We start from the raw sequence: 12,541 nt of genomic DNA on the forward strand, positions 1-12,541 counted from the left end.
GGGGACGAGGCGACCGCGGAGCGGCGGGAGGGTCTGGAGTTCTGGGCCGAGGCGCTGCGGGACAAGTCCTACGACCTGCCGCTGCCCGGTCTGGCCCGGCCCGGTGCCCGGCGGCGGCACCACGGCGGCCAGTTGCGCCAGTCGATCGGTGCGGATCTGGCGGAGCGGCTGCGGGCCCACGCCCGGGACCGTGGTCTGACCCCGTTCGCCACGCTCCTCGGGCTCTTCGCCGAGCTGCTGCGCCGGCACAGCGGCCGCGCGCAGATGGTGATCGGCACCGCGGTCGGCAACCGTCCGCGCGGTTTCGCGGACGCCGTGGGCATGTTCGTCAACACCATCCCGCTCCCGCTCCGTCTGGACCCGGCCGCACCGGCCGAGGAGTCCATGGACGAGGTGACCGACACCCTCATCCGTGCGCTGCCGCACCAGGAGGTGCCGATCCAGGAGCTGACCCGCGCGCTCGGGCTGCACACCTCGGGGGCGGACAACCCGTTGTTCGATGTCATGTTCAGCGCGCACGACGCCGAACTGCCCGACATCGAGGTGCCCGGCCTGGACATCACTCTGTTCGAGGGCTTCAACACCGGCACCACCCGGTTCGACCTGGACGTGGTGCTGCTGCCGGACGACCGCCGCGGCGTCGGTCCCCGGCACGGCGCACCGGGCATGACGCTGGTCTGGGACTACGACGCCGACCTGTTCGGCGAGGACGTGGCGAAGCTGCTGGCCGGGCGGTTCCTCGACCTGCTGCGGGCGTATCTCGACGCGCCCGGCACCGCCCTCGCTGACCTGGCGCCGCCGCTGCCGCCGGCCCTGCCGGCCGCCGCTGTGCAGGCGCCGGCGCACGACCCGCTCGACCCCGCCACCGCCCACGACCCTTCGCTGCCCGCGCTGCTCGTCGGCGCCCGCCGGCTCACCTACGGCGACCTGGCGGACCGGGTCGCCTCGCTCGCCCAGCGGATGCTGGCGGCGGGGGTGACCGCCGGTCAGCCGGTGGCCGCCGTGCTGCCCCGCGGTGCCGACTCGGTCGTGACGCTGCTGGCCTGTCTGCGCACCGGGGCGGTGTACTGCCCGCTCTCGCCGTCCGATCCGCCGGCCCGGCTGACGCTGCTGCTGGAGCGGCTGAGCCCGGCGCTGGTGCTGACCTCGGCGGACGCCCCCGTCGCCGTCCCCGACGGGCTGCCGTCGGCCACCGTCGACAGCGAGGACCTGCCGTCGGCGCGGGCGGCAAAGACCGTGCCCGGCGCCGCCTACCTCATTCACACCTCCGGGTCGACCGGCGTACCCAAGCCCGTGGCCGTCGGCCGCGCCGCGCTGGAGAACCATCTGACCGGAGCGGCCGACCGGTTCGGCCTGGGTGCGGGTGACCGGGTGCTGCTGTTCGCCCAGCCGTCGTTCGACGTGGCCCTCGAAGAGGTGCTGCCGTCGCTGTACGCCGGGGCGTGCCTGGTCGCCCCCGAGCGCGAGGTCCCGACCGGCACCGAGCTGGCCGAACTGCTGGTCGCCGCCCGGGTGACCGTGGCCAATCTGCCCACCAGCTACTTCCTGGCCACCCGTCAGGAGATGCGCCCCGCGCTGCGGGACGGTCACTGGACGCCGCGGCTGCTGGTGCTCGGCGGTGAACGTCTGCCGGCGGATGCGCTGCGCGCGTTCCTGGCCGACACCGACAGCACCGTGCTCAACGTCTACGGCGTCACCGAAGCCGCGATCAGCTCCACCGTCCACGAGATCACCCGGGACGGCCTCACCGAGGGGGCGGAGATCCCGCTCGGCACCGAGCTCCCCGGCGAGCGGGTCCATGTCCTGGACGCCCACCACCAGCCGCTGCCGGACGGCGCGGTCGGTGAACTGGCCATCGCCGGGGCCGGGTTGGCCGAGGGCTATGTGGGCAACCCCGAGGCCACCGATGCCCGGTTCCGCCGCGTCGAGGCGCTCGGCGGTGAGCGGGTCTACCTGACCGGTGACCGCGGCTACCGGGGCCTCGACGGGCTGCTGTACTTCCTGGGACGCCTGGACCACCAGATCAAACTGCGGGGCTACCGCATCGAACTGGAAGAGGTGGAGGCGGCCGCCTCGGCCGCGCTCGGCGGACGGTCCTGCGCCGTCGTCCTGGACCGCGAGGCCCCCGGCGGGCCCCGGCTGGTCGGCTTCCTGGAGAGCGCGGACGACGACGGGCCGTGGGACGAGCAGGCGTTGCACACGGAGCTGAGCCGACGGCTGCCGAGCGCCCTGGTCCCCGGGCGCTGGGCCCGGCTCGACGTCATGCCGCGGCTGGCCGGCGGCAAGCCGGACCGGACCGCGCTGACCCGCAGCGCCGCCGCGCTGGAACCGGCCGCCCCCGCCGAGGAGTCCGGCGCCGGGCAACCGGTGGAGCCGGCCGATCCGATGACGGCGCTGCTCGTCGAGGGCTGGCGCGAGGCCCTGGGCCACGAGCGGTTCGACCTGTCCTCGGACTTCTTCCGGTCCGGTGGCCACTCGCTGCTCGCCGCGCAGCTGGCCTCCTGGCTGGAGCCGCGGCTGGGGCAGCGCCCGCCGCTGCGGCTGCTGTTCCAGAACCCGGTGCTGACCGACCAGGCCGCCGCGCTCGCCGCCGTCGGCACCGCTGCCACCGGCCGCACCATGCCTTCTCCCGCCGCCTCGACCACCGTGACGGAGTCCCGATGACCCAGCCGATGACCGCCCGGACGGCGGCCCCGACGACCGCCGGCGCGCTGAGCATCGCCCACGGCACGCGCCCCGCCACCGACGGCGGGACCGAGGTCCTCGCCCGCTTCGAGGAGTGGGTCCGCCGCTCCCCCGACGCGCCCGCGGTGATCGACGGGACGCACAGCTGGACGTACCGGCAGATCGGCGCCGCCGCCGACGAGGCCGCCGCGGCGCTGCGCGCCCGGGTACGGCCCGGAGACCTGGTCGGCGTCTGCCTCGACCGCTCGGCCGCCCTCGTGGTGACCGCCGTCGCGCTCGCCAGGCTCGGCGCCGTGTATCTGCCGCTGGGGCCCCGCCCCGGGGAGCGCCGCACCGACGCCGTCACCGAGGATCTGAACGTCGGCGCTCTGATCGGCGATCCCGCGCTGCTGCCGCCCCGGCACCGCACGGGCGACCGGCTGGATCTGGCGCTGCCCGGCGAGGGGGCCAATGCCACCACCACCGTCGTGGCGGCCTTCGCCGCGCCCGGTGCCGGCGCGCACTCCGCGCCCGCCGGGGCGTTCTACGCCGTGCTGACCTCCGGCTCCACCGGCCGCCCCAAGGCGGTGGCCGTCGGTGAGCCCGCGCTCGCCGGGCTGCTGGACTGGTACCGCGCCACGACCGGTCTCGGCCCCGGGGACCGGCAGTCGCTGCTGATCGGCGTCGCCTTCGACCCCCATCTGCTGGAGCTGTGGGCCGGGCTGACGTCCGGAGCGGCGCTGGTGCCCGCGCCGGACGAGGTCCGCTGGGACTCCGTGGTGCTCGCCGACTGGTGGCGCACCGCCGGGGTGTCGGTGGCGATCGGGGCGACCCCGATGGTCGAGCCGCTGCTGGACCGGCCCTGGCCGCAGGATCTGAGGCTGCGTCATCTGATCGTCGGCGGTGACCGGATGCGCCGCCGTCCCGGCGCGGAGGTGACCGCCACCGTCCACAACGCCTACGGCCCGGCCGAGGCGACCGTGGTCGCCACCACCTACGCCATGCACGGCACGGACAGCGCGGCGGGCAGGGTCTCCGCACCGCCGATCGGCCGCCCCGTACCGGGCGTGACCGTGATCGTCGCCGACCCGGAGGGCCGGCCCGTCGAGCGCGGTACGGAGGGCGAACTCCTCATCGGCGGCAGCGGGCTGGCGCTCGGCTATCTGGACCCCGAGCTGACCGCGCGCCGCTTCGTTGCCGTGCCCGAGGGCCTCGATCTGCCGGGTGTGGAGCGGGTGTACCGCACCGGTGACCGGGTGCGGATGGCGGCCGACGGGCAGCTGGAGTTCCTCGGCCGGCTCGACGACCAGGTCAAGATCAGCGGGGTGCGGATCGAACCGGCCGAGGTGGAGGCCGCGTTCGAGCAGGACCCGGCGGTCCTGAGCGCCGTCGTCACCGCGCCGCGCACCGCCGACGGCCGGGCCCGCCTGGTGGCGTACGTACGGGCGGCGGCCGGTGCCGGGCTCACGGCGGAGGCGCTGCTGCCGGCCCTGCGGACCTGGCTGCCCGAGCAGGCCGTCCCCTCGGACGTACGGATCGTGGACTCCTTCCCCCTGGACGCCAACGGCAAGGTGGACCGGGCCGAACTCACCCGGCGGGCGGCCGAGTCCGGCCTGCCCCGCTCCGGCGGCACCGCTCCGGACGGGACCGCCCCGGACGGCGACGGGGCAGCCGACGCCACCCCCGGCGAGCGGCTCGTGCTGGCCGCTGCCCGCGACCTCCTCGGCCGGCCCGGGATCTCCCTGGCGGACAACTTCACCGAGGCCGGCGGCACCTCCGTGCTCGCCGCCCGGCTGCTGACCGTCATCGAGAAGGACAGCGGCATCCGGCTGCGCGCCCCCGAGCTGCTCCGCCAGCCGGATCTGCGCGCCGTGGCCCGGCTCGTCGACGAGCGTGCCGCCCGGCAGCCGGCGGGTGCCTGAGATGACCGCCCGCACCCCCGCGTCTCCGTCCTTGCCCGACACCCGGAAGGAAGGCCCCGTGCCCACCGAAGGCACCCCGTCCCCCGCACACCGCGCGTCCGCCGAGCGCGCCGCGGCCGACCGGCCCGCGCCCTCGGCCGGTCTGCCGGCCCTCGTGGCCTGGCACGCCGCCCGGACCCCCGACGCCCTGGCCGTGGCGGACGGCGACAGCACGCTCACCTATGCGCAGCTGGTCTCGGCGGGCCGCGCGCTCGCCGCGCATCTGCGGGCGCACGGCGTCGGCCCGGGTGACTCCGTCGCCCTGCTGATGCCCCGCTGCGCCCGGACGGTCGTCGCCCAGCTCGCGCTGTGGTGGGCGGGCGCCGTGTGTGTGCCGCTCGATCCGGCCCATCCGCGCGCCCGTTCCGAGGCGCTGGCCGCCGAAGCGGGTGCCACGCTGACCGTCGGCGACAGCAAGCTCCTGGAATCCGCGGCACTCACCGGGGCGACCCTCGCGCTGCCCGGTGACCCGCTGGTGGACGACGACCCCGCCCCGGCGGCCGAACCGGGCCCGGACGCCACGGCGTTCATCATGTTCACCTCGGGCTCCACCGGCCGCCCCAAGGGCGTGGCCGTGCCGCACCATGCGATCGCCGAGCTGGTCTCCGACCCGGCGTATCTCACCCTCACCCCCCGCGACCGGGTGCTCTTCCACTCTCCGATGACCTTCGACGCCTCGACCTTCGAGGTGTGGGGAGCCCTGGCCAACGGCGCCGCGGTGGTGGTGTGCACCGACGAACGGCCGTCGTTCGAGGACCTGGCCCGGCACGTGGAGCGCCACGGCGTCACCGTCGCCTTCTTCACCACCGCGCTCTTCCACCAGCTGGCCGGCCGCCGCTCCCGGATCTTCGCGCTGCTGCGCACGGTGATCGTCGGCGGCGAAGCCCTGTCCGCGCACCATGCCCGGGCGGTCCTGCGGGCCTTCCCCTGGCTGGAGCTGGTCAACGGCTACGGGCCGACGGAGGCGACGACCTTCACCACCACCCACCGTGTCACCGACGCCGACTGCGACGGTCAGGTGCCCATCGGCCGACCGGTCGCCGGGGCCGCCGTGCATCTGCTCGACGCCACCGGCCGGCCGGTCCGGGACGGTGTGCAGGGCGAACTGTGGATCGGCGGCAGCCGGCTGGCGCACGGCTACACCGGGCAGCCGGAGCTGACCGCCGAGCGGTTCGTCCAGCACCCTGAACTGGGGCGCCTCTACCGCAGCGGCGACCTCGTCTCCCGGCGTCCGGACGGGCTCCTCGACTACCACGGGCGCACCGACGACCAGGTGAAGATCCGCGGCTTCCGGATCGAACCGGCCGAGATCGAACACGCCCTGCGCGAGCGGCCCGAGGTGGCCGACGCGGCCGTGACCGTGCACCGCCCCTCCCCCGATGACGCCCGGCTGGCGGCCTTCGTCGTGGCCGCGGCCGGGCCGGTCCCCCGCCCCGAGACGCTGCGCGAGCGGCTCGCGACCGTCCTGCCCGCCCATCTGGTGCCCGACGAGGTGCGGCTCGTCGACACGCTGCCGCTCACGCCCTCCGGCAAGGTCGACCGCCGCGCCCTGACGGACCTCGTCACGACGGACGCGCCCGGCACCGCCCCGGCCGGTCCGCTCGGCCCGCTCGAAGCGGCGGTCGCCGAGGTCTGGAGCCGGTCGCTGGGCCGTGAAGTCACCCGTGCGGATGCCGACTTCCTCGCGCTGGGCGGCCACTCGCTGCTGGCGCTGGCCGTCACCGACGATCTGCGCGAGGAGCTCGGTGTCGAGCTGACCCTCGCCGACTTCTTCGCCGCCCCCACGGTGGCGGGACACGCCGCGCTGGTCGAGCGGGCCCTGCTCGCCGCGCACAGCGATCTGCGCCCCGACGCCCCGGAGGACACCGATGCCCACTGACACCCCCGCCGCGGCGGCGCTCCAGGAGGAACTGCTGCGCCGGGCGCGCTCCCGCGCCGCCCGCCCCGCTCCCGCCCCCGAGACCGTCCGCCACGGGCCCGTGCCGCTCTCCCACGCCCAGCGCCGGATGTGGCTGATGGACCGGCTGGGCCAGGGCGGCGCCTCGTACAGCGTGCCGTTCGCCACCCGGCTGCGCGGTCCGCTCGACCTGGACGCGCTGACATCCGCGCTGACGGCCCTGGTGCGCCGCCACGAGATTCTGCGGACCCGGTACGGGCACCAGGACGGCGAGCCCTACCAGGAGGTGCTGCCCGCACCCGAGGCCATGACGCTGCGCGTCGTGGAGACGGCCGCCGACGGCGCCGGCGCGCTGCTGGCCGAGGAGGCGCACCGCCCGTTCGACCTCGCCGCCGGCCCGGTGCCGCGTGCCCTGGTCCTGCGGCACGGCCCGCAGGACCACACCGTCCTGCTGACGTTCCATCACATCGCCCTGGACGGCGCCTCATTGGAGACCGTCGCCGGGGAACTGGCCGAGCTCTACACGGCCGCTACCGGGGGTCCCGCCGCCGAGCAGCCCGCTCCCCCGCAGTACGCGGACTTCGCCCGGCGGGAGCAGGCCGCCACCGACCGCCTCGAACAGGGGCTGCGCCACTGGGAGGCCCGCCTCGACGGCATCTCCCCGCTGCGGCTGCCCCGCCCCGCGCACCCGCCCGCCGACGGTGGCTCCCGGTCCGCCGGAACGCACACCGCCCCGCTCGACCCGCGGGTGCCGGCGGCCCTGCGCGAACTGGGCCGGCAGCGCCGGGCCACCCAGTTCACCGTGGCCCTGGCCGCGGGCTTCGCCGCCCTGCACCGCTTCACCGGACAGGACGACCTGGTGATCGGCGTCGCCGGCAGCCACCGGCAGGGCGCGGAGATGCGCGGCCTGGTCGGCCTGTGCGTCAACACCCTCCCGGTCCGGGTGAACGCGGGCGGCGACCCGTCCTTCACCGTGCTCGTGGAGCGCGTACGGGAGGCGCTGCTCGATGCCCAGCAGAGCCGTGAGGTGCCCTTCGATCTCATCCTGGAACGGCTCGGGGCGGCCGCCCGCGACACGGACGGGACGGCCCTGATACGGGTCAGCGCGGACGTCCTGGGCGAACCCACCACCCTGCGGCTGCCGGGCACGGTGAGCGAGTATGTCGAGGTCGGCGCCGGTGAGGCCAAGTTCGACCTCTCCTTCGCGCTGGTGGACACCGAGGCCCCGGCCGGCCTCGTCCAGTACGGCCGGGCCGCGCTGGACGAGGAAGCCGCGGCCGCTCTCGGTACGCACTACGGCGCGCTGCTCACCGCCGTCGCCGACGACCCGGAGCTGCGGCTGTCCCGGTTGCCGGGGGCGGTACCGGCGCCGCGGGACGGGGCCGACGCCCACCCGGCCGAGGCGCTGCTGCGCGCGCACCCCGGGGTGGCCGAGGCCGCGGTGCTCGCACCGGCCGGCAGCCCCCTGCTGGCCTATGCCGTGCTGCGCGGGATCGGCGGACCCACACCGGCCGAACTCCGCTCCCGTCTGCGGGCGGAGCTGGCGCCGGACCTGGTGCCCGCCGCCGTGACACTGCTGGACGCGCTGCCGCGGACCGCCGACGGCGCGCCCGACCCGGCCCGGCTGCCCGGCCTGCCGTCCGCGCCCGCGCCGGAGGGCGCCCACGCCGAGGCCGTGACCGAAGGCTTCACCGCGCTGCTGGGCCGTCAGCCCCGGCCGGACGACGACTTCTTCCTCCTCGGCGGTCACTCGCTGGTCGCCGTGCAGCTCGCCGAGCGGCTGCGCGGGGCGCTGAAACTGCCGCTGACCGGCCTGGACATCATGCAGGCCCGCACCCCGCGCGCGGTCACCGCGCTGCTGGACGCCCGGGCAGCGGAACGGGCCGCCGTGCCCACGGTCACCGCAGCCCGTCCGCGGCGCTCGCGCGCGGGCACGGTCCTGGTCACCGGCGGCACCGGCGGGGTCGGCGCCTTCGTCCTGCGTGAACTGGCCGCGCAGGGCCGCCCGGTGCTGGCCCTGGCCCGCCCCGAATCCGCGCATCTGGTCGCCGGTGACGGCGTGGACGTGATCGAGGGCGACCTCACCGACGTGGCCGGGCTGCGCAAGGCCGTCGAGAGCGCCGATGCGGTCATCCACGCGGCCTGTACGTTCACCCGCCCCGAGGTCGATGTGACGGCGATGGCGGCGATGGTCGGCGCCTGGTCGCGCGGCCCGTTCGTCTTCGTCAGCAGCGTGGACGCCTATGGGCACCCCGCCGGCGAGTGGGTGGCGGAGGAGTCCGCCCCGGGGCGGCCGCTGAGCCCGTACGGGCAGGCGAAGCTCGACTGTGAAGCGCTGCTGCTGCGGGCCGCCGGTTCGCAGGGCCGGGGCGGGGCGAGTGCCGTCCGCTCCCCCCTCGTCTGGGGGCCGCACCAGCGGCTGCGGGACCAGCTGCGCTGGGGCGCGACGGGTCTGCTCTACCAGGCCGCACGGGAGGGCCGGCCGCTGGTGCTGCCCCGGCCGGGTACCGGTGGCCATGCCTGGTACGGCGCGGCCTGGGTGCACGCCGCGGCCCTGGCCCGGTCCGTGGTCTCCTGCCTGGATGCTCCTGTGCACGGCGTCGCCAACGCCGTGAGCGGCCATGTCACCTGGCGGGATCTCGCCGCCACGCTCACCGAGCTGCTCGGCAGTGACAGCGAGATCCGCGAAGCGGACGAGGTCCATCCGGACCTCGACCACCGCTGGCACTACCACTCCGACCGGCTGTCCCCGTCCCTGCGTCTCCAGCCGGGCGAGGACTGGCGCTCCGTACTGGCCGAGATGGCCGGCCCGTCCGAGCGGTGACCCGATCGGTGTGATGACGCTGCGCCCGGTGGCCCCCCGGCCGCCGGGCGCCGCTGTCGTCACGCCTTGCCGGGGACCGGTTGCTCGGGGAAATCACCGCTCCCCCGGCCTGCCCCGCGCGGTTTCCCGCGCCCGGCTTGCGACCATGGGCGGGCTGCCGGGCTGACGCCCTCCGTCGCCGCAAAGGAGCCCCCCATGAACGCCAGCACGGACCTGCTCGTCGATGCCTTCGGACGTATCCGGGAGAGTGTCGAGGACGCGGTCACCGGGCTCGACCCCGATGAGCTCGGTACCCGCCCGGATGACGGCGCCAACTCGATCGGCTGGCTGGTCTGGCATCTCACCCGGATCCAGGACGACCACCTCGCCGGTGTGGCCGGCACCGAGCAGATCTGGACCGCGGACGGCTGGTACGACCGCTTCGGCCTGCCGTTCTCCCCCGACGACACCGGCTACGGCCACTCCGCGAAGGAGGTGGCGGCCGTACGGGATCTGACCGATGAGCTGCTGATGGGCTATCACGGCGCGGTCCACGACAACACCGTGCAGTATTTGGCCGGGGTCGACGACAAGGACATGAAGCGCGTCGTCGACCGCGCCTGGACACCGCCGGTCACCCTGGGCGTCCGGCTCGTCAGCGTCGTCGCCGACGACCTCCAGCATGCCGGGCAGGCGGCCTATGTGCGGGGCCTGCTCGGCCGTTGAGACCGGACCCGGCGGGCTCACCGTCTGCGGGGCAGGCGGTGCAGCTCCACAGCGGTGAGCCGGCCGGCCGTGATCTCCGCCGTCATATAGGTGCAGTACGGCTGCCGGCGGCGGTCGGTCGGCGAACCCGGGTTGAGCAGGCGCAGCCGGTCGCCGGCCGTGGAGTCCCAGGGGATATGGCTGTGTCCGAAAACCAGCACATCGAGTTCGGGGAACCGTTCGGCACACCGGCGCTCCCGGCCCTGCGCGGGGCCGGTCTCGTGCACCACGCCGAGGCGCACCCCCGCCAGTTCCGCGTACGCCACCTCGGGCAGCCGCGCCCGTAGTTCCGGGCCGTCGTTGTTGCCGTACACCCCGATCAGCCGCCGGGCGCGGCCCGCCAAGAGGTCGAGGGTGGCGGTGTCGACCCAGTCACCGGCGTGCACGACGACATCGGCGTCCGGCACCTCGTCGAGCAGCTGGGGCGGCAGCACCTTGGCGCGCTTGGGCAGATGGGTGTCGGACAGGAGCAGGAGTCGCACGGTAACTCTCCTCGGGCCGTGCTCACGGACGCGGGCCGGGCGGTCAGCGTTCCTGGGCGGTGGGCCGCACGGTGAGCTCGTTGACGGCCGAGTAGACGCTGTTGTCCTTCGGTCGACGCCGCTGCCCGCCCCGGCGGCGCTCCACTGTGCCCGTCGCGGCGTGCTCGGTCTCTCCGGTGCCCATCGCGTCCCGCTCCTCCCGCTCGGATTCCTCGGCCGGGGTGGCCGCCTGCACGGTCCGGGAATCCGTACCCCGTCGGGCCGCGGAATTCCCGTCCCCCTCTGGTATCCGTATTTCTCATCTGCCCCACGGGGAAAGCCGGATGGCCGGGAAATGCGGGCCGGTATTTCCCCGGACGCGGTGCGCACGGCCGGACACCGGGTATTAACCGGAGAACCCCCTTGCTCCCGGGAGCTGCTCATGAGGCATACGCATCCCCTGCCCGGCGACATCGGACTCACCCGAATATCCGGCATCACCGGCCGGTTGATCCGCTTCGGACAATGGATCAACGGAGACGGCTTCGCCGACTATCAGCACGCCTTTCTCGTCCTGCCCGATGGCCGGCTGCTGGAAGCCGAGCCGGGCGGGGCCCGCATCAAGTCCCTCACCACCTACGACGGCATCCCGGTGTGCTACGTCTGCCCGGAAGGGCTCACCGAACAACAGCGCGCCGCGATCTGCGCGGCGGCCACCGCCTACGTCGGGGTGCCCTACAGCTTCCTCGACTATCTGGCGATCGCCGCGCACCGCTTTCACCTTCCCGTCCCGGGGCTGCGCCGCTATGTGGCCGCCACGGGGCACATGATCTGCTCCCAACTCGTCGACCAGAGCTATCAGGACGGCGGGGTCCATCTGTTCGCGGACGGCCGCTGGCCGGGCTATGTGACACCCATGGCCCTGTACCACCTGCTGGCCGACTGACCTGCGCGCGGGCGCACCCGACGGCACCGGAATTCCTCCCGGTAACGTGGCTCATATCATTGAGCCATCGGTGCGAGAGGTGACGGGACCATGCGGCAGCAACCCGTTCTTGTCTATGACGGCGACTGCGCCTTCTGTACGTCCTCGGTGCGGTTCGCGGAACGGCGGCTGCGTCCGCGCTGTGCGGCCACCCCCTGGCAGTTCACCGATCTCACCGAGCTCGGCATCAGCCGGCGTCGCGCCGAACACGAAGTGCTGTGGGTGACGCCGACCGGTGCCGTGCACGGCGGGGCGCAGGCGGTCGCCAAGCTGCTGCTGAGCGCGCCCCGCGGGTGGCCGGTGGTGGGCGCCGTGCTCACCCTCCCGCCCTTCCGCTGGGCCGCCCATGGGGTGTACCGGCTGATCGCACGCAACCGGCACCGGATGCCGGGCGGGACGGCGGCCTGTGCGCTGCCGTCCTCCCCCGCCGCCCGGAAGCAGCTGTAGCGGGAGCGCCGTCAGGTGCCGGGCTTGCGGCCGTAGACGTAGACGTCGTCACCGTTCTTGAGCAGCGACCAGTACTTCTTGGCGTCGTTGCTGCGCATATTGACGCAGCCGTGCGAGCCGGGTGCCGACCAGACGCTGCCGCTGATGGAGTGGAACGCCTGCCCGCCGTCGAAGAACTGGCTGTACGGCATCGGCACGTTGTAGAGGGTCGACACATGGTGCAGATGGCGCCAGTAGATCTTCTTGGCGCCGGTGCGGGTCTCGTAGCCGTCGCGGCCCGTACGGACCGGGACCGGGCCGAAGACCAGCTTCCCGCCGTCCTGGATCCAGCTGAGCTGGCGGGTGAGGTCGACGCAGGCTATCCGCCCCTTGTTGGCCGGGCAGTGACCCGCCTTGTTGGGGGTGCGCCCGGCCGCGTTCTGCTGTGCCACGACGCGCATCACGCCCCAGGTGACGGGTCCGGCGTAGCCGATGTTCGGGGTGATGCCGTGGCTGGTCTGGAAGGCCCGGATCGCCCGGCAGTCGGCGGCCGACTGGCGGCCGTCCACCCGCAGTCCG

General features: G+C 74.7%; 10 protein-coding genes. 7 read left to right on the forward strand and 3 right to left on the reverse strand.

Annotated elements, in window-relative coordinates; all coding sequences use genetic code 11:
* The 5 genes from ACZ4XD_RS36195 to ACZ4XD_RS36215 all read left to right on the forward strand — a co-directional run.
* On the forward strand, positions 1–2,664 hold a 2,664-nt coding region (locus tag ACZ4XD_RS36195; protein WP_468049647.1), incomplete at its 5' end, for a non-ribosomal peptide synthetase.
* The gene (locus tag ACZ4XD_RS36200; protein ID WP_468049650.1) at positions 2,661–4,586 is read left to right on the forward strand and encodes a non-ribosomal peptide synthetase; all 1,926 of its coding nucleotides are present in this window, start codon (positions 2,661–2,663) and stop codon (positions 4,584–4,586) included. The genes ACZ4XD_RS36195 and ACZ4XD_RS36200, both read left to right, overlap by 4 nt.
* Positions 4,587–4,644: 58 nt before the next feature.
* A complete protein-coding gene (locus ACZ4XD_RS36205) occupies positions 4,645–6,504 on the forward strand; it encodes an amino acid adenylation domain-containing protein (protein ID WP_468049652.1) in 1,860 nt (619 codons plus the stop codon).
* Positions 6,494–9,346, forward strand: coding sequence for a condensation domain-containing protein (locus tag ACZ4XD_RS36210; protein ID WP_468049654.1), 2,853 nt, complete (start codon positions 6,494–6,496; stop codon positions 9,344–9,346). The genes ACZ4XD_RS36205 and ACZ4XD_RS36210 overlap by 11 nt, the downstream gene beginning before the upstream one ends.
* 195 nt (positions 9,347–9,541) lie before the next feature.
* Positions 9,542–10,051 carry a mycothiol transferase gene (locus ACZ4XD_RS36215; RefSeq protein WP_468049656.1) on the forward strand — a complete coding sequence of 170 codons (510 nt, stop codon included), beginning with the start codon at positions 9,542–9,544 and terminating at the stop codon, positions 10,049–10,051.
* A 17-nt stretch (positions 10,052–10,068) separates the two neighbouring features.
* On the opposite strand, the gene ACZ4XD_RS36220 is transcribed toward ACZ4XD_RS36215, so the two are convergent.
* Positions 10,069–10,572 carry a metallophosphoesterase family protein gene (locus ACZ4XD_RS36220; RefSeq protein ID WP_468049658.1) on the reverse strand — a complete coding sequence of 168 codons (504 nt, stop codon included), beginning with the start codon at positions 10,570–10,572 and terminating at the stop codon, positions 10,069–10,071.
* 43 nt (positions 10,573–10,615) lie between these two features.
* Positions 10,616–10,807 carry a hypothetical protein gene (locus tag ACZ4XD_RS36225; protein ID WP_468049660.1) on the reverse strand — a complete coding sequence of 64 codons (192 nt, stop codon included), beginning with the start codon at positions 10,805–10,807 and terminating at the stop codon, positions 10,616–10,618.
* A gap of 186 nt (positions 10,808–10,993) precedes the next feature.
* Between ACZ4XD_RS36225 and ACZ4XD_RS36230 the strand changes: the two genes are divergently transcribed.
* Entirely contained in the window at positions 10,994–11,497 is a 504-nt protein-coding gene (locus ACZ4XD_RS36230) for a C40 family peptidase (protein WP_468049662.1), read from the forward strand.
* A gap of 90 nt (positions 11,498–11,587) precedes the next feature.
* The gene (locus ACZ4XD_RS36235; protein ID WP_468049664.1) at positions 11,588–11,983 is read left to right on the forward strand and encodes a thiol-disulfide oxidoreductase DCC family protein; all 396 of its coding nucleotides are present in this window, start codon (positions 11,588–11,590) and stop codon (positions 11,981–11,983) included.
* 11 nt (positions 11,984–11,994) lie between these two features.
* Here ACZ4XD_RS36235 and ACZ4XD_RS36240 read toward each other — a convergent pair.
* Positions 11,995–12,541, reverse strand: a 547-nt coding sequence (locus tag ACZ4XD_RS36240) for a L,D-transpeptidase family protein (protein ID WP_468049666.1), incomplete at its 5' end; no start/stop codon positions are given.

The sequence above is a fragment of the Streptomyces sp. NPDC029466 genome, assembly GCF_055574515.1.